Origin of the sequence: Endobacterium cereale (assembly GCF_009617585.1) — a bacterium.
In the GTDB taxonomy this organism is placed as follows: Bacteria; Pseudomonadota; Alphaproteobacteria; order Rhizobiales; family Rhizobiaceae; genus Neorhizobium; species Neorhizobium cereale.
Map to the genome: position 1 here is coordinate 108,742 of NZ_WIXI01000044.1, position 22,427 is coordinate 131,168.

23 protein-coding genes are annotated in these 22,427 nt (G+C 59.1%); 15 read left to right on the forward strand and 8 right to left on the reverse strand.

Features of this window, described 5'->3' with window-relative positions:
* The first annotated feature begins 82 nt into the window (after positions 1 to 82).
* From ftsZ to GAO09_RS14285, 5 genes are all read left to right on the forward strand, one after another.
* Positions 83 to 1,858, forward strand: a complete 1,776-nt coding sequence (gene ftsZ / locus GAO09_RS14265) for a cell division protein FtsZ (protein WP_153354676.1) — start codon at positions 83 to 85, stop codon at positions 1,856 to 1,858.
* Positions 1,859 to 2,131: 273 nt separating this feature from the next.
* Positions 2,132 to 3,088, forward strand: a complete 957-nt coding sequence (lpxC, locus tag GAO09_RS14270; protein WP_153354677.1) for a UDP-3-O-acyl-N-acetylglucosamine deacetylase — start codon at positions 2,132 to 2,134, stop codon at positions 3,086 to 3,088.
* A 212-nt stretch (positions 3,089 to 3,300) separates the two neighbouring features.
* The gene (locus tag GAO09_RS14275) at positions 3,301 to 4,176 is read left to right on the forward strand and encodes an outer membrane protein assembly factor BamD (protein ID WP_153354678.1); all 876 of its coding nucleotides are present in this window, start codon (positions 3,301 to 3,303) and stop codon (positions 4,174 to 4,176) included.
* 35 nt (positions 4,177 to 4,211) lie between these two features.
* Positions 4,212 to 5,885 (forward strand): DNA repair protein RecN, encoded by a 1,674-nt coding sequence (gene recN, locus GAO09_RS14280; protein ID WP_153354679.1) that lies wholly within the window; start codon positions 4,212 to 4,214, stop codon positions 5,883 to 5,885.
* A gap of 45 nt (positions 5,886 to 5,930) precedes the next feature.
* Entirely contained in the window at positions 5,931 to 6,377 is a 447-nt protein-coding gene (locus GAO09_RS14285; protein ID WP_153354680.1) for a DUF4279 domain-containing protein, read from the forward strand.
* A 2-nt stretch (positions 6,378 to 6,379) separates the two neighbouring features.
* Here the strand turns inward: GAO09_RS14285 and GAO09_RS14290 are convergent, their stop codons facing one another.
* Positions 6,380 to 6,949, reverse strand: a complete 570-nt coding sequence (locus GAO09_RS14290; protein WP_153354681.1) for a cytochrome b — start codon at positions 6,947 to 6,949, stop codon at positions 6,380 to 6,382.
* Between the two features lie 202 nt (positions 6,950 to 7,151).
* Between GAO09_RS14290 and ligA the strand changes: the two genes are divergently transcribed.
* Complete coding sequence (gene ligA, locus GAO09_RS14295) at positions 7,152 to 9,317, forward strand: NAD-dependent DNA ligase LigA (protein WP_153354682.1); 2,166 nt, start codon at positions 7,152 to 7,154, stop codon at positions 9,315 to 9,317.
* A 3-nt stretch (positions 9,318 to 9,320) separates the two neighbouring features.
* Here ligA and GAO09_RS14300 read toward each other — a convergent pair whose 3' ends face one another.
* On the reverse strand, positions 9,321 to 9,863 hold the full coding sequence (locus GAO09_RS14300; protein WP_153354683.1) for a GNAT family N-acetyltransferase: 543 nt from the start codon (positions 9,861 to 9,863) through the stop codon (positions 9,321 to 9,323).
* A gap of 449 nt (positions 9,864 to 10,312) precedes the next feature.
* Here GAO09_RS14300 and GAO09_RS14305 point away from each other — a divergent pair, with 449 nt between their 5' ends.
* Together GAO09_RS14305 and GAO09_RS14310 are read left to right on the forward strand one after the other, a co-directional pair.
* Positions 10,313 to 10,903 carry a 3'-5' exonuclease gene (locus GAO09_RS14305; protein ID WP_153354684.1) on the forward strand — a complete coding sequence of 197 codons (591 nt, stop codon included), beginning with the start codon at positions 10,313 to 10,315 and terminating at the stop codon, positions 10,901 to 10,903.
* 91 nt (positions 10,904 to 10,994) lie between these two features.
* Positions 10,995 to 11,489, forward strand: coding sequence for a CreA family protein (locus GAO09_RS14310; protein WP_153354685.1), 495 nt, complete (start codon positions 10,995 to 10,997; stop codon positions 11,487 to 11,489).
* A 62-nt stretch (positions 11,490 to 11,551) separates the two neighbouring features.
* Here GAO09_RS14310 and GAO09_RS14315 read toward each other — a convergent pair whose 3' ends face one another.
* Entirely contained in the window at positions 11,552 to 11,881 is a 330-nt protein-coding gene (locus GAO09_RS14315; protein WP_153354686.1) for a hypothetical protein, read from the reverse strand.
* 261 nt (positions 11,882 to 12,142) lie between these two features.
* The gene (locus GAO09_RS14320; protein ID WP_132272195.1) at positions 12,143 to 12,610 is read right to left on the reverse strand and encodes a chemotaxis protein CheW; all 468 of its coding nucleotides are present in this window, start codon (positions 12,608 to 12,610) and stop codon (positions 12,143 to 12,145) included.
* Between GAO09_RS14320 and GAO09_RS14325 the strand changes: the two genes are divergently transcribed.
* From GAO09_RS14325 to GAO09_RS14340, 4 genes are all read left to right on the forward strand, one after another.
* Positions 12,609 to 12,890 carry a hypothetical protein gene (locus GAO09_RS14325; RefSeq protein ID WP_153354687.1) on the forward strand — a complete coding sequence of 94 codons (282 nt, stop codon included), beginning with the start codon at positions 12,609 to 12,611 and terminating at the stop codon, positions 12,888 to 12,890. The two genes, GAO09_RS14320 and GAO09_RS14325, sit on opposite strands and share 2 nt — an antisense overlap.
* Before the next feature lie 63 nt (positions 12,891 to 12,953).
* Positions 12,954 to 13,406: a hypothetical protein gene (locus GAO09_RS14330; protein WP_153354688.1), complete on the forward strand. Its 453-nt coding sequence runs from the start codon at positions 12,954 to 12,956 to the stop codon at positions 13,404 to 13,406.
* A gap of 87 nt (positions 13,407 to 13,493) precedes the next feature.
* Entirely contained in the window at positions 13,494 to 14,093 is a 600-nt protein-coding gene (locus tag GAO09_RS14335) for an SCO family protein (protein WP_153354689.1), read from the forward strand.
* A 77-nt stretch (positions 14,094 to 14,170) separates the two neighbouring features.
* Positions 14,171 to 15,052, forward strand: coding sequence for a 50S ribosomal protein L11 methyltransferase (locus GAO09_RS14340; protein WP_324184690.1), 882 nt, complete (start codon positions 14,171 to 14,173; stop codon positions 15,050 to 15,052).
* 171 nt (positions 15,053 to 15,223) lie between these two features.
* On the opposite strand, the gene GAO09_RS29650 is transcribed toward GAO09_RS14340, so the two are convergent.
* The gene (locus GAO09_RS29650) at positions 15,224 to 15,382 is read right to left on the reverse strand and encodes a hypothetical protein (RefSeq protein ID WP_209018719.1); all 159 of its coding nucleotides are present in this window, start codon (positions 15,380 to 15,382) and stop codon (positions 15,224 to 15,226) included.
* Between the two features lie 247 nt (positions 15,383 to 15,629).
* Between GAO09_RS29650 and GAO09_RS14345 the strand changes: the two genes are divergently transcribed.
* Complete coding sequence (locus tag GAO09_RS14345; RefSeq protein WP_153354690.1) at positions 15,630 to 17,465, forward strand: aminopeptidase P family protein; 1,836 nt, start codon at positions 15,630 to 15,632, stop codon at positions 17,463 to 17,465.
* Here the strand turns inward: GAO09_RS14345 and GAO09_RS14350 are convergent, their stop codons facing one another.
* The 3 genes from GAO09_RS14350 to pncA form a co-directional block, all read right to left on the reverse strand.
* Positions 17,466 to 17,801 (reverse strand): AzlD family protein, encoded by a 336-nt coding sequence (locus GAO09_RS14350; protein ID WP_153354691.1) that lies wholly within the window; start codon positions 17,799 to 17,801, stop codon positions 17,466 to 17,468. It lies immediately after the preceding gene.
* 1 nt (position 17,802) lies between these two features.
* Entirely contained in the window at positions 17,803 to 18,531 is a 729-nt protein-coding gene (locus GAO09_RS14355) for an AzlC family ABC transporter permease (RefSeq protein ID WP_153354692.1), read from the reverse strand.
* Positions 18,532 to 18,700: 169 nt separating this feature from the next.
* Entirely contained in the window at positions 18,701 to 19,327 is a 627-nt protein-coding gene (gene pncA, locus GAO09_RS14360; RefSeq protein WP_153354693.1) for a bifunctional nicotinamidase/pyrazinamidase, read from the reverse strand.
* Between the two features lie 257 nt (positions 19,328 to 19,584).
* On the opposite strand from pncA, the gene GAO09_RS14365 reads away from it, so the two are divergent.
* Both GAO09_RS14365 and GAO09_RS14370 read left to right on the forward strand, forming a co-directional pair.
* Positions 19,585 to 20,778, forward strand: a complete 1,194-nt coding sequence (locus tag GAO09_RS14365; protein ID WP_153354694.1) for a flagellar hook protein FlgE — start codon at positions 19,585 to 19,587, stop codon at positions 20,776 to 20,778.
* A 200-nt stretch (positions 20,779 to 20,978) separates the two neighbouring features.
* Positions 20,979 to 22,202, forward strand: coding sequence for a YeeE/YedE family protein (locus GAO09_RS14370; protein WP_153354695.1), 1,224 nt, complete (start codon positions 20,979 to 20,981; stop codon positions 22,200 to 22,202).
* Positions 22,203 to 22,427 lie beyond the last annotated feature (225 nt).

Genomic DNA, 22,427 nt, shown 5'->3' on the forward strand with positions numbered 1-22,427 from the left:
GGTTTCGCACCAGCGTGTCGAGGTAATCAGGAATAAACGGTGGCGTGGCGACGCTGCCCAAGGATTAAGAAGGAACGGTTACATGACCATCAATCTGAACAAGCCGGACATCACCGAGCTGAAGCCTCGGATCACCGTGTTCGGCGTCGGCGGCGGCGGCGGCAATGCCGTCAACAACATGATCACGGCTGGCCTCGAAGGCGTCGACTTCGTCGTAGCCAATACTGACGCCCAGGCACTGACTATGACCAAGGCCGACCGAATCATCCAGATGGGTGTGCAGGTGACTGAAGGTCTCGGCGCGGGTTCGCAGCCGGAAGTCGGTCGCGCTGCCGCTGAAGAGTGCCTCGACGAAATTCTCGACCATCTGCAGAACACCCACATGTGCTTCGTCACCGCCGGCATGGGCGGCGGCACCGGCACGGGTGCGGCTCCGGTCGTTGCCCAGGCCGCCCGCAACAAGGGCATCCTGACCGTCGGCGTCGTCACCAAGCCGTTCCACTTCGAAGGCGCACGTCGTATGCGTCTGGCCGAACAGGGTATCGAGGAACTCCAGAAGTCGGTCGACACGCTGATCGTCATCCCGAACCAGAACCTGTTCCGTATTGCCAACGACAAGACGACCTTCGCCGACGCATTCGCGATGGCCGACCAGGTTCTCTATTCGGGTGTTGCGTGCATCACCGACCTGATGGTCAAGGAAGGCCTCATCAACCTCGACTTCGCCGACGTTCGCTCGGTGATGCGCGAGATGGGCCGCGCCATGATGGGGACAGGCGAAGCTTCCGGTTCGGGCCGCGCCATGCAGGCCGCCGAAGCCGCGATCGCCAACCCGCTGCTCGACGAAACCTCGATGAAGGGCGCACAGGGTCTGTTGATCTCCATCACCGGTGGTCGTGACCTTACCCTGTTCGAAGTCGACGAAGCCGCAACCCGCATCCGCGAAGAAGTCGATCCGGACGCCAACATCATCCTCGGCGCCACTTTCGACGAAGCGCTCGAAGGCATCATCCGCGTGTCCGTCGTTGCCACCGGCATCGATCGTGGCATGGGCGAAGTCGACCTGCGTGCCGCTGAAATGCGCGCAGCCCAGAAGCCGATTATTCGTCCTTCCGCGGCCGTTGCTCCGGCTCCGGCCGCAGTGCAGCCTGTACAGCAGGCACCCCGCATGATCGCCCCGGCACCGGTTGACCCGATTGCCGAGACCATCCGCCATGCAGAAGCCGAAATGGAACGCGAACTGGCCATCCCGGCTGCTCCTGCTCCGGTCGCTCCAGCACCGGTTGCCCAGGCTGACGAGTTCCGTCCGCAGAGCCGTATCTTCGCATCGGCTCCGGCTGAAGCTCCACGCGCTGCTGCTCCGGCACCGTCTTACGCCGCAGCCCCGCAGCCGACCTACGCTGCTCCGCAGCATCAGGCACCGGTCGCTCCGCAGCCTGCTCCGGCACCGCGCATGATGCAGCCGGAAGCACCGGTCATGAGCCAGCCGATGGTTCGCGAGACCGTCGAACAGGTTCGCATGCCCCGCGTGGAAGATTTTCCGCCGGTTGTGAAGGCAGAGATGGATCACCGCGCGCATCAGAGCCAGCCGGCACATGAAGAGCGTGGCCCGATGGGCCTTCTGAAGCGCATCACCAACTCGCTCGGCCGTCGCGAAGAAGACGATCACGCCGGTGAAATGATGCAGGCACCGTCCGCCTCCTCGCAGCAGCGTCGCCCGCTGTCGCCGGAAGCCAGCCTCTACGCACCCCGTCGTGGCAATCTTGACGATCAGGGCCGCAGCACGCCGCGTGCAGGGGCGCATCACGAAGACGACCAGCTGGAAATCCCGGCCTTCCTGCGCCGCCAGTCTACCTGATCGGACCAAATATAAAGCTGTTGAAAAAGGCCCGGATCGCACGATCCGGGCCTTTTCACATTTCGTTTCGAGACTAGGAAATTGTTGAGCATCTCCCTGCACTTGGCTTCGTAACAATACGAAACGAACAGTGATTTGAGATGTACGGCGCGTGCACGTATCTAGATGATCAAGAGACCATGAATCGCAGTTTGTTAATTCGAACCGATTTATGGGCAAAAGATCCCGGGCCGCTACGGATTGGCAGGGCCGGTTGAATAAAGGCATAAAAGAATGAGCATCGAACTTCTCGGTTTCCAGACCACAATCGCCGCCCCCGTCACCCTGTCGGGCATCGGCGTGCATTCGGGAAGCCAGGTATCGATCACCTTCCAGCCGGCCGACGCCGGCACGGGCATCGTTTTTTCCCGCACGCTTGCGGACGGCAGCACCGCCGAATACCGCGCCGTTTCCTCGCAGGTTGGCAATACGGATCTCTGCACCGTGCTCGGCACCAACATGGCTCGTTCGGTAGCAACCATCGAACACGTCATGGCAGCGATCTACGCACTCGGCCTCGACAACCTTGTCGTTGAAGTCGAAGGCGCCGAAATGCCGATCATGGACGGCAGCTCGTTTCCCTTTATCGAGGCGATCGAACAGGTCGGCATCGTCAATCTCGGCGTCAAGCGTCGTTACATCCGCGTCATCAAGCCGGTTCGTATCGATGCCGGTGCGTCCTGGTCGGAATTCCGCCCTTATGACGGCACCCGCTTTGAAGTCGAGATCGATTTTGATTCGCCGCTGATCGGTCGTCAGTCGTGGAAGGGTGACCTGACCGCGTCGGTTTTCCGTGACGAGCTGTCGCGTGCCCGTACCTTCGGTTTCATGCGTGATGTCGAGCGTCTCTGGGCTGCCGGTTACGCGCTGGGTTCGTCGCTCGAAAACTCGGTCGTCATCGGCGACGACGACACTGTCGTCAACGTCGAAGGCCTGCGTTACGCCAAGGACGAATTCGTCCGTCACAAGACGCTCGATGCTGTCGGCGACCTGGCACTGGCCGGAGCACAGTTCATCGGCTGCTATCGCTCCTATCGCGGCGGCCACAAGATGAACGCCAATGCGCTGAAGGCTCTGCTCAGCGATCCGACGGCTTATGAGATCGTCGAGGCACCGGCTCGCAGCCAGCGTGTTCGCGCCCGCGAGTTCGTTCCGGTCAATGTTCCGGAATTTGCTCCCTGGGTCGGCTGAACCCTGGAATAGATTCAAGACTCCAGTCGCTTTGGCCGTGTCTGTGGACACGGCCTTTTCTTTTTTGTTGTTTTTACCGTAATTTAAGTAAGTCCTCCGCCACAAAATTGCACGAATAGGCCATCATTGCGTTGCCCTCATGCTGCTTTTATGGCTAGAACGCCTGTCGGGGCGGTGGCTCTTTTTATCGCGTGGCAATCGGGAACTCTTGCATGGCTAATGTCAGGTCTTCTGTAATCGGGAAAACGGCTCGCTTGGCGGTCGTGTCCCTTGTGCTGGCCGGCGTCGGCATGACAACGACGGCCTGCGGCACCGACCCGGACATAGACATCACCAAGCTTGGTCTTGCCACCGATCCGCCGGAGCAGCTCTACAACCAGGGACTGGCCAATATGAAGGCCGGCAATATGGGTGAGGCTGCGCGCAAGTTCGAAGCCATCGACAAGCAGAACCCGTTCACTGAATGGGGCCGCAAGGCACTGGTTATGGTGACCTTCGTCAATACGCGCATGAATCGTAACGACGAAGCGATTGCCGCTGGTAACCGTTACTTGAAGCAGTATCCGCGTTCCGCCGACAGTGCCTATGTGCAATATCTGGTCGGTCTGTCCTATTCCAAGCAGATCACCGACGTCACGCAGGATCAGCGCGCGTCCTCGCGCACGATCGAAGCCATGACCAAGGTCGTCAAGGACTATCCGGATTCGGAATATGTCGACGATGCGCAGGCCAAGATCCGTTTCGCGCGCGACCAGCTCGCCGGCAAGGAAATGCAGATCGGCCGTTATTACCTCGAGCGGAAGGAATACCTTGCCGGTATTCAACGTTTCCGCGTGGTGGTGGAGCAATACGGCAACACCAATCAGGTGGAGGAAGCGCTCGCACGTCTGGTCGAAGCCTATTACGCCATGGGCATTGCCGAGGAAGCGCAAACTGCTGCTGCCGTTCTCGGTCGCAACTATCCGGACAGCCAATGGTACTCGGACAGCTACAAGCTCCTGAAGGGCGGCGGTCTGGAGCCGCGTGAAAATCGTGGTTCGTGGATTTCGCGCGCAGCCGTAAGGCTTGTCGCCGGCAGCGACTCCTGATTTTTTGAGGCAGGGCAGGGCCGGATCGAGGTAACATGCTGATCCAGTTGTCGATCCGCGATATCGTCTTGATCGAACGGCTGGACCTCGATTTCGAGGCCGGCCTTTCGGTTCTGACCGGCGAAACCGGCGCCGGTAAATCCATTCTTCTCGACAGTCTTTCGCTGGCGCTTGGTGGCCGTGGCGATGGCGGTCTCGTGCGCCATGGCAGCGACAAGGGGCAGGTGACGGCCGTTTTTGATGTCGGCATGGATCATCCGGCTCGCCTTCTTTTGCGTGAAAACGGTCTCGATGACGACGGCGACCTGATTTTTCGCCGCGTGCAATCCGCTGACGGTCGCACCAAGGCTTCGGTCAACGACCAACCGGTCAGCGTGCAGATGATGCGTCAGATCGGCCAGTTGCTGGTGGAAATTCACGGCCAGCACGACGACCGCGCCCTTGTCGATACCAACGCCCATCGTACGCTGCTCGATGCCTTTGCGGGCCTTGCTGACGAGGCCCTGCAGGTCTCCGGCCTCTACCGCACATGGAAGGATGCCGAGCGCAGCCTGAAAAGCCACAGGGCCCGCGTGGAGGCGGCTGCCCGCGAAGCCGATTATCTGCGCTCCTCGGTGGAGGAACTGCAGATCCTGTCGCCTCGCGATGGAGAAGAGGATGAGCTTGCCGATAACCGCGCCCGGATGCAAAAATCCGAGCGCATTGCCGGTGATATTTCCGAGGCTTCCGAATTCCTGAACGGCAACGGCTCGCCCGTGCCGTTAATCGCCTCGATGGTTCGCCGTCTGGAGCGCAAGAGCCACGAAGCGCCGGGCCTTCTCGAAGAAACCGTTGAACTGCTCGATCAGGCCCTCAATCACCTCTCCAACGCCCAGATGGAAGTGGAGGCGGCTTTGCGCCGCACCGAGTTCGATCCGCGCGAGCTGGAACGTGTCGAGGAGCGCCTGTTTGCGCTGCGTGCCGCTGCCCGTAAATATTCGGTGCCTGTGGTCGAGCTTCCGGCGCTGGCCGAAAAAATGGTGGCCGATCTCGCCGATCTTGATGCCGGTGAGGAAAAGCTCGGCAAGCTAGAAAAGGTTTCTGAAGCGGCAAAGGTCGCCTTTGATCAGGCGGCAGCGGCAGTTTCGAAAAAACGCCAGAAGGGCGCATCGGCCCTTTCGGAAGCGGTCATGGCCGAATTGCCGGCGCTCAAGCTGGAGCGCGCACGGTTTATGGTCGAAGTGGCGACGGATGCCGAATCAGCCAGCGCTGACGGTATCGATACGGTTGAATTCCACGTCCAGACCAATCCGGGCACGCGTCCCGGACCGATCATGAAGGTTGCTTCCGGTGGCGAGCTTTCGCGTTTCCTGCTGGCGCTCAAAGTGGCGCTCGCGGATCGCGGCTCTGCCCCGACGCTGGTCTTCGATGAAATCGACAGCGGTGTCGGTGGTGCTGTCGCCGATGCGATCGGCCAGCGGCTGAAGCGTCTGTCGCGCACCGTTCAGGTTCTGTCCGTCACCCATGCGCCGCAGGTGGCCGCACGTGCTGCCACGCATATGCTGATCTCCAAGGGGCCGGCCGGTGACGGATCGGAAAAGATCGCTACCCGTGTCGCCAGAATGACGCCGGAACACCGCGCCGAAGAGATTGCACGCATGCTGTCGGGTGCGTCCGTTACGGACGAGGCAAGGGCGGCTGCGGCGGCGCTGCTGGCCGCCGAGGGGTAACAGGCCGTCTGTGCCGATGGTCAACGAGCAAGATTGAGGAGTATCATGGCCGCCGTTCTTCAAACCATTGCCTGCCTACGCTTCTTCGGCGACGATCTCGACCCGGATCAAATTTCGAAAGTACTGGGCGTCGCTGCCACCAATGCCTACCGCAAGGGCGATGTGATGCCATCCGGCAAGGGCAAGAAATCGGTTGCCGAAACCGGCACATGGCAATTGGAAGCGGACGAGGAATTTTCCGGCGAACTGCCTGAGCAGATCGCCTCGCTTTTTGCCGCTTTGACCGACGACCTGACGGTCTGGAAAGACCTCTCCGCGCGCTTTGACGGAGACGTTTTGATGGGACTGTTCATGGCCGAAGCCAACGAGGGCTTTAGCCTCGATCCGGCTCTTCTGGGCGCGATCGCCGCGCGTGGACTCGTTCTCGAATTCGATGTCTACGCGAGCGAGGAAGACGATGCCTATTATGAGGACGACGCCGTCACGTCCTAAAACTATTCCGCCGGTGTGACCTGCCGTGCCGGTCCCGCCATGCGGTTCAAGACTTCGTCCTTCCAGACGAAACGGTGGATCAGCACCATGGCGATATGGCCGCCGACCATGGCCAGCAACGTCCAGGCGAGCGTGCCGTGCAGCAGGCGGGCAGGGGCAATCATCCAGCCAATATTTTCCCCGCCGCGTTCGACAATCTGCAGGCCGTAGAGCGTAAGTCCCCATTCGGAACCGAAAGCGCGCAGCAGGGCAAGGCCCGGAACGGCGAGCATCAGCAGATACAGCACCACATGGCCGGTGCGGGCGGCATGGCCCAGCAGGCCGCGCTCATGCGCCGGGCGGTCTTTCAGGTTATAGAAACCCCAGAGCGCTCTCGCCGCCGCCATGATGAGAACGGTGGCGCCGAGTGAGCCATGCGTGCTGTTCAAAAAATCCGTCAGGCCGGAGCGGCCGAAAAGCCTGCCCAGTACAAGGCCGGAAAACTGCCAACAGATGAGAATGGCCATCGACCAATGGAACAGGCGCGTCACCAGCCCATAGCGTAATCCCGTATCCCGCCAGCGATTGGCCATGAATTTTCCTCGAAAATTGCAATCTGCGAACATGAGTATTCGAGTTTGGTATTAAGCTACCGCACTGCAAAACGTCCAGCGGGTGGCGAGCACTTGCCATGTGGTTTTCCAAAAATGTTCGTGATCTTTGACCAAAGGGCAGGCGGTTCTTCCAATCCGTGGCGATTGCACTAGAAAAGCCTTGAGACATGGAGATTCCCGAATGGCCGCCGATCAGACAGCAATCGACACCCTGACCGAACAGACAGCCGCCGCCGAACTGGAGCGGCTGGCAAGGGAACTCGCCCATCACGACGAGCTTTACCATGGCAATGATGCACCGGAGATTTCGGACGCCGAGTACGACGCACTCAAGCGCCGCAATCAGGACATCGAGGAAAAATTTCCGCAGCTGATCCGCGCCGATTCGCCTTCCATCAAGGTCGGTGCCGCTCCGCTGCCGACATTTGCCCAGATTACCCACACTCGGCCGATGCTGTCGCTCGACAACACGTTTTCCGACGAGGACGTGCGTGATTTCGTCAATTCCGTCTATCGTTTCCTCGGGCAATTGCCGGACAACTCCATCGCCTTTACCGCCGAGCCAAAAATCGACGGGTTGTCGATGTCGATCCGCTACGAGAACGGCATTCTCGTCAACGCCGCGACACGCGGTGACGGCTCGACCGGTGAAAACGTCACGGCCAACATCAGGACCATCAAGGAAATTCCGCAACGCCTGCCCAAGGGCGTGCCTGCCGTGGTTGAAGTGCGCGGCGAAGTCTATATGGCCAAGAGCGACTTTCTGGCGCTGAACGCCGAGATGGAGGCGCAGGGCAAACAGCTCTACGTCAATCCGCGCAATACTGCCGCCGGATCACTGCGCCAGCTCGACGCCAAGGTGACGGAAAGCCGCAAGTTGAAATTTTTCGCCTATGCCTGGGGTGAGATGTCCGAGCCGAACGAACTGCCGAAGACGCAGTATGAGATGGTGCAGACGTTCAAGGACTGGGGTTTTCCGGTCAACCCGCTGATGAAGCGGCTGACTTCGCTCGAAGACATCCTTGCCCATTACAACGAGATTGGTCTCACCCGCCCGGATCTCGATTACGATATCGACGGTGTCGTCTACAAGGTCGACCGATTGGATCTTCAGGCCCGCCTCGGTTTTCGTTCGCGTTCGCCGCGCTGGGCGACAGCGCATAAATTCCCGGCCGAACAGGCTTTTACCACTGTCGAAAACATCGATATCCAGGTCGGCCGTACCGGTGCGCTGACACCTGTCGCGCGCCTGACCCCGATCACCGTCGGCGGTGTCGTGGTCACCAATGCGACGCTGCACAATGCCGATTACATCGAAGGCATCGGCAATTCCGGCGAGCGTATTCGCGAGGAGAGCCATGATATCCGTATCGGTGACACGGTCATCGTGCAGCGCGCAGGGGATGTCATCCCGCAGGTGCTGGACGTGGTGATGGAAAAGCGCCCGGCCGATGCCAAGAAATACGAGTTCCCGACCAAATGCCCGGTCTGCGGCAGTCATGCTGTGCGCGAGAAGAACGAAAAGACCGGCAAGCTCGATTCGGTCACCCGTTGCACCGGCGGTTTCGTCTGCCGCGCGCAGGCCACCGAACACCTCAAACATTTCGTCTCGCGCAATGCCTATGACATCGAAGGTTTTGGCACCAAGCAGGTCGATTTCTTCTTCGAGGCGGAAGATCCATCGCTGCAGATCCGCACTGCGCCCGATATTTTTACACTGAAAAAGCGGCAGGAAGAATCGCCGCTGATGAAGCTCGAAAACATCGACGGCTTTGGCAAGGTCAGTGTCAAAAAACTGTTCGACGCCATCGATGAGCGTCGCTCCATCGCGCTGAACCGCTTCATCTACGCGCTCGGAATCCGCCATGTCGGCGAAACGACGGCCAAGCTTCTGGCCCGCCATTACGGTACTTATGAGGTCCTGGAAAAAGCGATGAAGGATGCTGCCGATCTTTCCGGTGACGCCTGGAACGACCTCAACAATATCGAAGGCATCGGCGAGATCGTTGCCCGCGCCATCGTGGAATTCTTCAAGGAACCGCGCAATCTCGACGTGGTCGACCGGCTTCTCAAGGAAGTGAAGCCACAGGCGGCCGAACAGGTGGCGGCATCCGACAGCCCGGTCGCCGGCAAGACGGTGGTGTTCACCGGCTCGCTGGAGCGCTTTACCCGCGACGAGGCAAAGGCACGCGCGGAAGGGCTTGGCGCCAAGGTGGCCGGTTCCGTTTCCAAAAAGACGGATTACGTGGTCGCAGGCCCCGGCGCCGGTTCCAAGCTCGACAAGGCAAGGGAACTCGGCGTCGAGGTAATGACAGAAGACGAATGGCTGGCTTTCATCGGCGGCTGAGAATCAGGTCTTCAGCCGCGCCATCGTGAAGGCGTCGACATAGTGCCCGTCACGGAAGGCAAATTGCTTCAGGCAGCCTTCGGTGACGAAACCGTGCCTTTCGTAAAGGCGGATGGCGGGTTCATTGTCAGAGAAGACCGTCAGTTCGACACGGCGAAGGTCCAGCCAGTTGTCGGCGATATCGAGCACCGCTTTCATCAGTGCCGATCCGACGCCGCGTCCGGCAAATTCGTCATGCACGCCCATGCCGATGGTGGCAACATGGCGGCGTCTCGGATTGCCGGCAGGGGTGAGGCCGATATCACCGATCGTGCGGCCATCATGTTCCGCGATCAGACGATAGGCGCCGGCCGCCGGGCTTTCCAGGTGACGGCGGATTTCCGCAGTCGAATGAAAGGGCGTGCGCAGGGTTCCATAGCGATAGCCCGGCAGATTGTGCAGGCTGGCAATCTCTGTCGCGTCATCCGGGCCTGCGGCGCGGATTACCACATTCTCGAGCTTTTCCGCTCGGGGAGGTTTTTCTCTCGCGTCGTTTGATGATTTCATTTTCGCTCTCCTTGGATTGTGCCGAGGCAGAGCGGAACACCGATCCCTGCCATTATTCGGCAGGGTGGTGACGGATGACCGCTTAACGCGCCAAAACCGCCACGCGCCCTGCAGGGCGAATGGTGACGGTCGTATGGGTAAGGGTGGCGCGATTGGTCATGAAGACATAACGCCTCAAAGGCGAGCATCGGTCAAGTGACAACCTGAATGGCCGGTTTATGCCGATAGTTCGGACGGTGAGGCCGTTGCGACGTTGAATATGTCGAAATGGCGCTGGGTGCGGCTGATGACGGCCAGGTCGTTTCGTTTCGCTGTGGGTGGGATCCCGCGAGCAATGCTGTTTCCGGATCGAAGGCCAGTATCCTTTCATCGAATTCGCCGCGTGAAACTTTGCCGAATCACCTTACTCATCCTAAAAGCGGGCAAACATCACCACCCGGAACGCCGCTTTGAAAACAATCGCCATCGATTTCGAAACCGCCAATGAGCAACGCGGCAGCGCCTGTTCGGTTGGTTTAGCGTGGATCGAAAATGGCAAGGTCGTGCGCGTCGAAGAGCGACTGATCCGCCCCAAGGACATGCGCTTTTCGTCCTTCAACATCGCCATTCATGGCATTCGTCCGGAACAGGTGGAGAATGCCGGTGAGTTTCCCGAGGTGATGGACGAATTCGCCGACGATTTTGCAGACGCCACAATGATCGCCCATAACGCGTCCTTTGATTTTTCCGTCTGGCGCGCCTGTCTCGACCAGTATCGACAGGCCTATCCGCAGCTTTCCTACCTGTGCAGCGTCAAGATGGCGCAAAAGGTCTGGCCGCATCTCGGCTCGCACAAGCTGAACATTCTTGCGCAGCATCTGGGCCTCAGTTTCCTGCATCACAATGCGGCGGAGGATGCTGCCATTTGTGCGCAGGCATCCATTGCCATCGCACGATCGCTCAAAGTGGTGGAAATCCGCGATATCGCGCCGGCCATCGGCATGCGTTCCGGCCGGCTGTACGCCGGCGGTTATGATGCCTGCACGCTGCGCAAGCAGTAAACGCTACGCAATCTTGCAGGCTGCCTATCTTGCAAGGTGCCGTGCGAACCTTATCTCTCGTCGCATGTCGCTGACCGGAGATTATTCAAATATGCGCCGCCGTCTTGTTTCACTCACCTGTGCCTCGGTCGTTCTTGCCGGCGTCCTGTCCGTTCCTGCCGTGGCCGAAGTGGTCGGCAAGGTCGGGGTGGACTGGATCGGCAATGACATCATTGTCGAGGCCGTGTCCGATCCGGCCGTGAAGGGCGTCACCTGCCACGTCACCTATTTCGATCGCAGCGTGATTGATCGCCTCAAGAACGGCAACTGGTTCCAGGACCCGTCCAACAGCGCGATTTCCTGCAATCAGACGGGGCCGATCGAGATCGGCGATATCGAACTGGACGATGGTGGCGAAGAGGTGTTTCGCCAGGGCCGATCGCTGATCTTCAAGGATCTGCTCGTCAAGCGCATCTATGACAAGGCCAATGACACGTTGATCTATCTCGCCCATTCGCGCCGGGTGGTAGAAGGGTCTGCAAAAATGGCTGTTTCCGCCGTGCCGCTTTACGGTCAGCAGGTGACGTGGACCAAGGGCAAACCCTGACGGAAAACCGCGCATGAAAAAGCCGGGCATGGAAGCCCGGCTTCTTCAGGGATATTTCTGGCTTAGCGAACGTAGACGATCTTACCGCCATTGGCTGCGGTCTGAATATGCACGACATTGGCCAGCTGCACATTCTTCATCGCCAGCGCATCGACGAGAGCCGGGTCAGACTGAAGCTGTGCCTGAGCATCCTGGATCAGTTCCGGACCAGGATTGGTTAGGTTTGCCGGCAGACGGCTGCCATTGCCCGAGCTCGGATCGTTGGTCACGTTGACAACGCTGACGTCTACCGAGGACGTAGCCGGCATCTCGGAATTATAGGTCTGGGCCGATGCGGCACCTGCAAAAGCCGAAGCGGAAATCAGTGCTGCGAGTGCAATAGCTTTTTTCATGACAATTCTCCTTTGTGTCTTTCGGTAACGCCACGAAGCGATTCCTTCAAAAGGATCGTTTGGTGGCGCCGTGCTGAATTCACGTGGGGTTAACTGTCGGTATTCCAGAAGGTTTCAAAAAAAATCGTTATTTTGCAATGGCTTGATGTTCCATCACATATGCGTGCCTCACGTGCCTGTGAGGCACTGGTGGATGTCAAAACGCAAAACACCCGCCGTGTTGCCACGGCGGGTGTTTCAAAACGATATTGTCGAGATCGATCAGGCGGCTTCGCGCGTCAGTTCGTCGGCAATGACGGTGTCGAGGTTGAGGAAGCAGACCATGGTCTTTTCCAGCGCCACGATGCCACGGCAGAAGGCACGCTGGCCTTCCGGAATGATTTCCGGTGCCGGCTGCAGGTCTTCGCTCTTGATAGTCATCATGTCGGAAACCTGCTCGACCAGCAGGCCAACCAGCTTGCCGGCAATGTCGGTGACGATGATGGCGGCGCGCTCGGAAGGCTCCGTCATCTTCATGCCGAGACGGCAGGCCATGTCGATGACCGGGATAACCGCGCCGCGCAGGTTGATGAGGCCGAGAACGTAAGGCGGGGTATGCGGCATCGGCGTCACAGGCGCCCAGCCGCGAATTTCGCGGATCGCCATGATGTCGATACAGAATTCCTGGTCGCCCAGATGGAACGAGACGATTTCGAGATATGCTCCCGACTGCTTGATGGCGTTGCTCATGGCGGTCATCCTGATTTCGTTGGGCACACGCTCTCAAACCCGGGTTAAACTTCCCCTAATCTCTGTGGCAAGCCTGCCTTTTTCTGCTGTTTTGCAGACTAAAAAGCCTGTTATACTGGCGCCCATGCATCAGAACGCCTCATCGTTGCGCCTTCCACTCATGCTCGCCGGCTTTCTGCTGGTATCAGGCCTGTTGATTCTCTGTGTGGCGGGCTGGCTGCAATATGGCTCGGAGATTTTCATCACTATGGCGGAAACCGGCATGTCATGGTGTTTGTAAGTGGGCGTGGTCAGGGTGGCGGTGGCTTGAAGCCGCCAAACGAGACTGTGAGGAGGGCCTGAAATGCGGCAGTTGGTCCATATCTCACTGGCGTTCCTGGCCCTGTTTGCAATCGATCTCATCGGCGACATATGGGCGCTTGGCTACAAATGGCGGCTGCCCTTCGTGATACTTTCGCTCATTGGGGCGATCGTCGATTTCGTCGTCTTCTGCCTCATCCCCTTCTTCCTGCTGAGCTTCGTCAGGAAGGAGACGGTCATCGCGCATCTGCTGGCGTGCCTTGCCATCGCTTTTTATGTCTTTCTTGCCGGCATGTTCTACGTGTCCATCAGCGGCATGCAGACGTTGCAGCTTGGCCAGGATTTTCACATCCGCGATGGTCAGATGATGCCCGCCTTTTATTGGGCGAAGCTGCGTCTGGTGCTGGCAATCTATCTGCTTGTCGAAGCGGGAGTTTATATATTCGAGCGATATCGACGTTCGACGCGTGCCTGCGGCGAAACGACCTCAGCCTGATAAAAACACCCAGTTGATTTGCTCCTTTCAATCATCGAGGCTATCTGCAATTCATCATTCGTTGCAGAAGCGGACGGACCTGTTGCCATGAAGACTTTTCGGATTGTTCTATGGGTCGCCGTCGTGGCCCTGGCTGGCGTGCTCGGATGGCTGACATTCGAAGTGACCGGCAAAACGCGAGAGGTTGCTGATGCCCCGTTCGGCGTGCCGTTCGAACTGGTGGCGCAGGACGGCAAGCCGATCACCGAAAAGGCGTTTCAGGATAAGCCGACGGCGCTGTTTTTCGGCTTTACCCATTGTCCGGAAGTCTGCCCCACCACTCTTTTCGAGTTGAACGAATGGCTGGAAAAGGTCGATCCGGACGGCGACCGCATCAATGCCTATTTCGTTTCTGTCGATCCCGAGCGCGATCCGCCGGAGGTCCTGCAGCAATACATTTCCAATGTCTCCAAGCGCATCACCGGCATTTCCGGCGATCCGCAAAAAGTCGCCGACATGGTCAAGGGTTATAAGGTGTTTGCGCGCAAGGTGCCGGTCGATGAAAAGGATCCGAACGGCGAATACACGATGGACCACACCGCATCGGTTTTCCTGCTCGACAATGGTGGGCGTTTTTCCAAAACCATCGCCTATGGCGAGGATCCCGACAGCGCCGTCAAGAAGCTTCAAAGTCTGATTGGCGGCTAAGCTTGCCCGCGCGGGCTTGAAGCAGGGCGGCCTTGTGTGGCATGGCTTGCCGCACATTTTAATCTAAGGACCCGGCCGTGAGCGAAATCCGCCTCTATGTCTCCACCACCGAAAAGAAGGCGGAGCAGATCCTCGATATTCTGTCCTTCTGCTTCGGCGAAGAGGATTTCGCTGTCGGCACGACAGAGATCGACGAAAAGAAAGATATATGGGAAGCCTCGGTCTACATGATGGCCGAGGACGAGGCCGAAGTGCATGCCCGTATTGCGGAAGCGCTGTCGCAGGAGTTTCCCGATGCCGTCATCGAGCGCGAAATCATTCCGGATATCGACTGGATCGCCAAGTCGCTCGAGGGGCTGAAGCCTGTCAGGGCAGGGCGCTTTCTGGTCCATGGCAGCCATGACCGCGACAAGGTGCGTTCCGGCGATATCGCCATCGAGATCGATGCCGGTCAGGCTTTTGGTACCGGACATCATGGCACCACGGCCGGCTGCCTCGAAACCATCGAGCGCGTGCTGAACGGCGAAAATCCGAGGAATGCGCTCGATCTCGGCACTGGTTCAGGCGTGCTTGCCATTGCTGTTCGAAAACTGCGGCCGATGATACCGGTGCTGGCCACCGATATCGATCCGGTCGCCGTGCGGGTTGCGCGAGAAAACGTTCGCCGCAACGGCATTGCGAATGGGATTGCGCTCGAAACCGCGCCGGGCTTTCACTCCCCGGCCTTTGATCGGTACGGACCGTTCGATCTGATCATCGCCAACATTCTTGCGCGCCCGCTGATCAAAATGGCGCCGCAACTGGTCAATCATCTGTCGTCGGGCGGTTCCGTCATCCTGTCCGGAATTCTTGCTGAACAGCGCTGGAAGGTAATCTCTGCCTATTCCGGCGCGGGGCTAGGCCATGTGCGCACCATCTGGCGCAATGGCTGGGTGACGATCCATCTACGCAAACAGTGATTGTGCGGCGCACCATTGCTTTTTCTGCATAACAGCAGTGAAACAACGAACGAAAAAAGAGGCGGCATGAGAATGCCGCCTCTTTGCTGGTTTGACAAACCAGCGGATCGCGAGCCTGGGAGGAAGCTCAAGCAATCGGTCTGGTGTGGCGCAGTCTTGCCGCGCCGTTCATCAGAACTTGTTGCGCATCAGTTCGGCACGGCTGGTGCCGATGCTCTTCAGCGTCTGGTCGTCGTAACGCAGCAGTGTTTCGTTGATCAGCATGTCGGCCTGGCGTTTACGGGCGGCAACGACGCGGTCGAATGCATTGCGAAAGAAGGAATTGGTCATCGATCTCGTCCTTTGTGTGAGCGTGTTCTCACTCTGTCTGCACTGACATATAAGGCAAACCTGATTGCCTAGTGAGTAGGCTTCGGTCAATTGTGGCATGCGTTCAATGCATATCTACGTATTTACGGTATTGCATTGCAGCAATCCGCTCGAAAATGACTGGCATGCTTTTGCTGGCGGATGGAGCCGGAAATCGATTAAGTGTCGCCAACCGTTTTCTCAAATCATGTCACTTGGAATATTGCCTATGTTTCAGTCCTTCGACAGCACGTCCACGCCGCAGTTCGGTCGCGATCGCGTCAACGCCATCCGGGCCCGTTTTGATGAGCTCGGCATCGATGGTTTTCTCGTCCCGCGCGCCGATGAATATCAGGGCGAATATGTGCCGAAGTCTGCGGAACGTCTTTCATGGCTCACCGGGTTTACCGGCTCGGCCGGCGTCGCTCTGATCACCCGCTCACAGGCCATAGTCTATGTCGATGGTCGTTACGTAACCCAGTTGGCGGAGCAGGTGGATGGTGCCGTCTTCACCGGCGGTGACCTCGTCAACGAGCCGCCGCACCTGTGGATCCCCGCTCATGCGCCAAAAGGTTTTCGCCTTGGTGTCGATCCGTGGCTACATGGCGGCGCCGAGGTGAAGAAGCTTGCCAAGGCCGTTTCGGAAATCGGTGGCACGATCGTTCTCCTCAATGAAAACCCGCTCGATACGGCATGGACGGATCGTCCGGCCGAGCCGATGGGTAAGGTTGCCGTGCAGCAGGAAGCCCATGCCGGCAAACCGGCGGTGGACAAGATCGCCGGGATCGCTGCCAGCCTGCAAGCCAAGGGCCTTACTGCGGCTCTGATTGCCGATCCGTCCTCCGTTGCCTGGATTTTTAATATTCGCGGCGCCGATGTGCCGCATACGCCGCATCCGCTGTCGCGTGCGCTGATTTCGGCAGACGGCAAGGCCGAACTCTTCATCGAGGAGCGAAAGCTCGGTGGGGAGGCCCGCGTCCATCTTCAGCCACTTGCCGCCATCCACGCTCCGGCATCGCTGAGCGAGCGCATCGGTGCCTATGCGAAGGACGACGGCCGCATTCTCGTCGATCCGGAACTGACGGCGCTCGCTCTCATCATCGCCATCGAGGTCGCTGGCGGCACTGTCGTTGACGGGACCGATCCGGCCCGGCTGCCGCGCGCCATCAAGAACGATATCGAGCTGAAAGGCTCGGCCGACGCGCATGTTCAGGATGGCGTCGCCATGGTCGAGTTCCTCTATTGGCTCGATCAGTCCAAGCCAGGCTCACTCACCGAAATCCAGGCGGTGAAGGCGCTGGAGGCGGCGCGTGCGCGTGTCGGCCAGTCGATGCAGAACCCGCTGCGCGACGTTTCCTTCGACAGCATTGCCGGTGCCGGCGAACATGCGGCCATCATGCATTACCGCGTCACAAGCGAAAGCGACCGGACGATCGAGGCAGGCGAACTGTTCCTGATCGATTCGGGTGCGCAATACATCAACGGCACGACAGATATCACCCGCACGGTCGCGGTCGGCGAGGTGCCGGAGGATCGCAAGCGTTTCTTCACGCTGGTGCTGAAGGGCATGATCGCCATCAGCACGGCGCGTTTCCCCAAGGGCACGCGCGGTTGCGATCTCGATCCGCTGGCGCGTATCGCTTTGTGGAAGGCCGGCGGCGATTTCGCCCATGGTACCGGCCACGGCGTCGGTTCGTATCTCTCGGTGCATGAAGGCCCGCAGCGCATCTCGCGGCTTGCCACGCAGGAGCTGCTGCCCGGCATGATCCTCTCGAACGAGCCGGGTTATTACCGCCCGGGTCATTACGGCATCCGCATCGAAAACCTGATTTTTGTGCGCGAAGCGGAAGATGTCGCCGGTGGCGACATGTCCATGCGCTCCTTCGAAACGCTGACGTGGTGCCCGATCGACCTGCGTCTGATCGTTGCCTCGCTGATGACGGCGGAAGAACTGGACTGGCTGAATGCCTACCACGCCACCGTGCGTGAAAAGCTGTCGCCACTGCTCACCGATCCTGCCATCAAGGCATGGCTGGAGACGGCGACGGCGCCGATTGGCGGCTGATCAGAGACCAAGCCCCATGCCATAACGGGCGGCCATCACGGCCGCCCAACCGGCGAAAAGAAGTGTCAGGCCCGGAAAACGCAGGCCGACGATCAGAGCCACTGCCATGGCGATCTTGATATCCCATCCGCCATAAATGAAGGGCTGCGCCACCAGCGTCGTCAACACCGCGGCCGGCACGGCATTCAGCGCCGATTCCAGCCGTGGCGGAATCCGCTTCATGCTGCTGAGCAGCACATAGCCGCCGATGCGGGTAAAATAGGTGGCGATGGCGGCTATGACGATCAGCAGGGCCGTGTTCGGGTCGATGGAGAAGGCGGTCATCTGGTCTTGCATGTCACATCGCCTCCTTTTCCATATCGGAAACATCCGGTTCTTCATGCGCCTTCGGCGGCGGCAGGATCACGGCAACCAGAATGCCAAGAACTGCGCCGACACTGATATGCCAGGGCGATCCGATGAAATGGAAAGCAACGACGGAGCCTACGGCGCCGGCCAGCATGACCGGGAAAAAATTGTGGCGGCTGCGGAAACCCATGGTCAAGCCGAGGAAATAGACCGGCATCAGTACGTCGATGCCGTATGCCTTGGGATCGCCGATCATGCGGCCGAAATAGGCACCGATGACGGTGGTCATCACCCACGAGACCCAGACGACCGCACCCATGGCGAAGTACCAGCGGAAGGTCGCAGCCCGGCCACTTTCCTCGCGCTTCACCGTTTCGGCAAATTGCGGATCGACCAGCAGGAAAAAGGCGAGCCAGCGTTCAGCATGCGGATAACGGCCGATCACCGTGCTCAGCGCCGCCGAATAGAGAATGTGACGGAAATTGACGGCGAGAATGGAGAGAACGATGATCCAGGCCGCGACGTGGTGGCCAAAAAGCTCGATGCCGACCAGCTGACTGGCGCCACCATAAACGAGCCCACTCATCAGTGCGGCTTCGGTGATGCTGAAACCGTTATCGACGGCGATGGCGCCGAAGAGCACGCCGAAAGGCGCGGATGAAAGCGCGACCACAGCCCCTTTCTTGAGGCCGTTCGTCAATTGCTCATGTCTGTCCATGGATCGTTCCCTGCAGCGTGATTGACGCGCTCTTGTTCGAGCTTTGCGTGTAGAAGCAGGCGAGGGCGCTGGCAATCGAATTGCGCTTATTCAATTGATCGATTTCGGTGATCTGTCTTGACGGGCGGAAAGGGCGCATCGCCCTGCGTCATGCCGCAAGGTGAGGCGCTCAGTCGGCCAGAATGTCATCGCTTGTGACGATGCCGACGCCGTGCGCCTTCATTTCCGCAATCGCATCCTTAACGCCTTGGGGATCAATGCCGCGACTGGCATCGGAGACGAACCGCACCCTTACGTCCGGCAGCATGTCGCGCGCATCCAGAGCGGAAAATTTGACGCAGTAATCGGTGGCCAGCCCACAGATATCGAGCTCGCTGACCAGTTGTGCCTTCAGATAACTGGCAAGGCCTGTGAGCGCCGCATGGTCGTTGTCACGAAATGCCGAATAGCTGTCGACGGCCGGGTTTTCGCCTTTCTGCTGGACATAATCGACCGCGTCCATTTCCAGATCCGAATGAAACTCCGCATCGCTGGTGCCTTGGACGCAATGGTCCGGCCACAGAACCTGTGGCTGGCCGGAAAGCTCGCCCATGTCGAAGGGTTTCGCGCCGAGATGCTGCGAGGCGAAGCTGCCGTGATCGGCCGGATGCCAGTCCTGCGAGGCGACGATGACGTCATAGCCGCCCTCGCGGATCAGCCGGTTGGCCACCGGCACGACCGCGTCACCATCCGGAACCGCCAGATTGCCGCCCGGGCAAAAACCGTTCTGGATATCGATCAGCAGCAGCGCCTTCATGGCTTTTCTCCTCAAGCGAATCGGCCCGCCCAAACGTCTGTTGCAGAAACGCGAAGCGGTCTTGTGGTGAGATTTTAGCACAATCGATCCCGAGGGAAACCAAGGGAAGTACATGACCCGATGTCTGGAATTCTCATGTGTCAAATCCGGGCAGGGTAATTCTTCCCTATAATATGTCCATGTGTCGGAAAATGCGGGTTTGGCAAGCCTGGCGCAAGTTGTGCCCGTGAACTCTGTCGCAATCACTGGAGGTTGTTATGAGTCTTTCTGGAGCCATGCGCACCGCCGTATCCGGCATGAATGCCCAAGCCAATCGGCTGGGTGCCATCGCCGACAACATCGCCAATGCGAATACGGCAGGGTATAAAAAGGTCGACACGCAGTTTTCCTCGATGATCATGCCGGCAACGAATGGCACCTATAACTCCGGCAGTGTCGGCACGACGACGCGCTATTCGATCGATAGCCAGGGGGCCTTTTCCTACACGAAATCCTCCAGCGATCTGGCCATTGATGGCGAAGGTTTTTTCGTCGTTTCCGGTCCCGACGGCAGCGAATATCTCACACGCGCCGGTAATTTTGAGGTCCAGAGCGACGGCACGCTTGAAAACGCGGCCGGCTATACGCTGATGGGCTATCCCTATTCTTCGCAGAATGATCCAACGATCGTCATCAACGGCTTTGATGGGCTGACGGCGATCAATGTCTCGTCCGGTGGCATGACGGCGATCGGCTCTTCCGCCGGCACATTGCAAGCCAATCTGCCGGCAGGCGCCGCTGTCGGCGATGTCAGCAAGACCTCGCTGGTTGCCTTCGATTCGCAGGGAAATGCGCGGCTGCTCGATGTCGAATATACCAAGACCGGCGATAACGCCTGGACGGTCGCCATGTCTTATGAGGGAGAGACCGTTCTCGATCCGGTGGCACTCACCTTCGATACGGACGGGGAACTGATTTCTCCCGACAGCCTGACGACTCTGCCGCTCGATCTTGCCGGTACGGAACTGGCCTCGCTCGATATCGATATCTCCGGCTCGTCCCAACTCGGGGCTGCGTTCGAGGTCATGACCGGCAAGATCGATGGAAGCGCCGCAAGCGATGTTTCCGGCTACGAGATCAGTGCCGATGGCGTCCTGTCGCTGATTTATGCGAACGGCAAGGTCGAGCCGAAATTCCGCATCGCCATGGCCAATGTGCAGAGCCCGAACAATCTCACCCCCTTGCCGGGTAACGTCTATGCGGCGAGCAATGATTCCGGCGTCGTGGTCATCGGCTATGCGGGTGGTGGCAGCTTTGGGGAGATCATGGATAGTGCTCTCGAAGATTCCAATGTCGATCTCGCCGAAGAACTCACCAACATGATCCAGGCGCAGCGCATCTACACCGCCAATTCCAAGGTTTTCCAGACCGGTTCGGAATTGCTGGAAACGCTGGTGAACCTCAAGCGATAGAATATGCGCCGGCCGTATTTATCATTCTGCGGTTTTCGTGAAGGTGCGGTTTTGCGTGCTGCGCGGCCGCGGGCGTACATTTTTTTATGAAATGCGGTTTCTTGAGAACGGGAATCTGCTCGCGGGCATAACTGGCCAAATCCTTGCCTCGAAAGCCTTTCGTGCTCGCCCTATAAACACTCCAACTTCAGGAGTTTTATATGTCCATATCCGCTTCTCCCGCCGAACCGCGTGCGGCTCTGCCGCTGCTCGGTGTTCCCGGCATCGGCGCTCTCCTTGTTCTGGTTGCCGGTACGCTCGCGCTTGGCGGCTTTTATGGCCCGACCCAGGGCGCTCTTTTCCTCGTCGGTGGTGCCCTTGGCATCTCGCTTTATCACGCCGCTTTCGGCTTCACTTCGGCCTGGCGCGTCTTCATCGCCGAGGGCAGGGGGCGTGGTCTGCGCGTGCAGATGATCCTGCTCGCACTTGCCGTCATCCTGTTCTTCCCCTTTCTCGCCAGCGGCACGCTGTTTGGCAATGAAGTGCGCGGCAACATCTCGCCGGCCGGCATCGGCGTCATCGCCGGTGCCTTCATGTTCGGCGTCGGCATGCAGCTTGGCGGCGGTTGCGCCTCAGGCACGCTGTTCACCGCCGGCGGCGGCAATGCCCGCATGCTGGTCACGCTGTTCTTCTTCATTGTCGGTTCGCTGATCGGCACCATGCATACCGGCTGGTGGGCATCACTGCCGTCGCTGCCGCCGACAGCCCTGTTTCAGAGCTTTGGTGCAGTAGGGGGCATTGCCGTGTCGCTTGCCATCTTCGGCGCGATTGCAGCCATCACCATCGTCGTCGAAAAGAAGCGCAATGGCGCGCTCGAACAGGCGCCCCCGTCGCCACGTCATGGCTTTGCCCGTTACCTGCGCGGTCCTTGGCCGCTCGTGTTCGGTGCCATTGCACTCGTCATCCTCAATTTCGCGACGCTGGCACTTGCCGGTCGTCCCTGGGGTGTCACTTCGGCTTTCGCTCTTTGGGGCGCCAAGGGTGCGCAGCTGATCGGCATCGACGTCGCCTCCTGGCCGCACTGGCAGCAGCCGGGCAATGCCAAGGCGCTGGCTGAAAGCGTGTTTGCCGATATCACCTCGGTCATGGATTTCGGCATCATTGCCGGTGCCATGCTGGCGGCAGCGCTCGCCGGGAAATTTGCCCCGAGCCTCGATATTCCACTGCGCTCGATCTTCGCCGCCGTCGCCGGTGGATTGCTGCTCGGTTATGGTGCGCGCATCGCATACGGCTGCAATATCGGCGCCTATTTTTCGGGCATTGCATCCGGCAGTCTTCACGGTTACCTTTGGGCCGTGGCAGCCTTTGCGGGCAATGTCATCGGCGTGCGTCTCCGCCCATGGTTCTTCATGGAGCGTGTGACCATCCGGCGGATGGATGGCTGATGAGCCTGGGGAGCGGCTCGTTAATCATGATCTGCCGCTCCATCGCCGCATTTTGGCTAAATTTCCGTCGGTAATCGATTGTATTAGCGCGATCGAAAACTGACCGGGGATCGAAATCAGGGGCGGCTTAAACACTTTGGTTACCATAATTCGGCATTCTCTTCGTCAACCGGCGAACGATGGTTCGGGGCTTTCGAGTCTCCAGTCATGCGTTTCGCCCGATTT

Excerpts from the sequence above, each read along its gene's own strand:
- ftsZ (WP_153354676.1), top strand. The coding sequence starts at position 83 with ATGACCATCAATCTGAACAAGCCGGACATCACCGAGCTGAAGCCTCGG.
- lpxC (WP_153354677.1), top strand. The coding sequence starts at position 2,132 with ATGAGCATCGAACTTCTCGGTTTCCAGACCACAATCGCCGCCCCCGTC.
- GAO09_RS14275 (WP_153354678.1), top strand. The coding sequence starts at position 3,301 with ATGGCTAATGTCAGGTCTTCTGTAATCGGGAAAACGGCTCGCTTGGCG.
- recN (WP_153354679.1), top strand. The coding sequence starts at position 4,212 with ATGCTGATCCAGTTGTCGATCCGCGATATCGTCTTGATCGAACGGCTG.
- GAO09_RS14285 (WP_153354680.1), top strand. The coding sequence starts at position 5,931 with ATGGCCGCCGTTCTTCAAACCATTGCCTGCCTACGCTTCTTCGGCGAC.
- GAO09_RS14290 (WP_153354681.1), bottom strand. The coding sequence starts at position 6,949 with ATGGCCAATCGCTGGCGGGATACGGGATTACGCTATGGGCTGGTGACG.
- ligA (WP_153354682.1), top strand. The coding sequence starts at position 7,152 with ATGGCCGCCGATCAGACAGCAATCGACACCCTGACCGAACAGACAGCC.
- GAO09_RS14300 (WP_153354683.1), bottom strand. The coding sequence starts at position 9,863 with ATGAAATCATCAAACGACGCGAGAGAAAAACCTCCCCGAGCGGAAAAG.
- GAO09_RS14310 (WP_153354685.1), top strand. The coding sequence starts at position 10,995 with ATGCGCCGCCGTCTTGTTTCACTCACCTGTGCCTCGGTCGTTCTTGCC.
- GAO09_RS14315 (WP_153354686.1), bottom strand. The coding sequence starts at position 11,881 with ATGAAAAAAGCTATTGCACTCGCAGCACTGATTTCCGCTTCGGCTTTT.
- GAO09_RS14325 (WP_153354687.1), top strand. The coding sequence starts at position 12,609 with ATGGCGGTCATCCTGATTTCGTTGGGCACACGCTCTCAAACCCGGGTT.
- GAO09_RS14320 (WP_132272195.1), bottom strand. The coding sequence starts at position 12,610 with ATGAGCAACGCCATCAAGCAGTCGGGAGCATATCTCGAAATCGTCTCG.
- GAO09_RS14330 (WP_153354688.1), top strand. The coding sequence starts at position 12,954 with ATGCGGCAGTTGGTCCATATCTCACTGGCGTTCCTGGCCCTGTTTGCA.
- GAO09_RS14335 (WP_153354689.1), top strand. The coding sequence starts at position 13,494 with ATGAAGACTTTTCGGATTGTTCTATGGGTCGCCGTCGTGGCCCTGGCT.
- GAO09_RS29650 (WP_209018719.1), bottom strand. The coding sequence starts at position 15,382 with ATGACCAATTCCTTCTTTCGCAATGCATTCGACCGCGTCGTTGCCGCC.
- GAO09_RS14345 (WP_153354690.1), top strand. The coding sequence starts at position 15,630 with ATGTTTCAGTCCTTCGACAGCACGTCCACGCCGCAGTTCGGTCGCGAT.
- GAO09_RS14350 (WP_153354691.1), bottom strand. The coding sequence starts at position 17,801 with ATGCAAGACCAGATGACCGCCTTCTCCATCGACCCGAACACGGCCCTG.
- GAO09_RS14355 (WP_153354692.1), bottom strand. The coding sequence starts at position 18,531 with ATGGACAGACATGAGCAATTGACGAACGGCCTCAAGAAAGGGGCTGTG.
- pncA (WP_153354693.1), bottom strand. The coding sequence starts at position 19,327 with ATGAAGGCGCTGCTGCTGATCGATATCCAGAACGGTTTTTGCCCGGGC.
- GAO09_RS14365 (WP_153354694.1), top strand. The coding sequence starts at position 19,585 with ATGAGTCTTTCTGGAGCCATGCGCACCGCCGTATCCGGCATGAATGCC.
- GAO09_RS14370 (WP_153354695.1), top strand. The coding sequence starts at position 20,979 with ATGTCCATATCCGCTTCTCCCGCCGAACCGCGTGCGGCTCTGCCGCTG.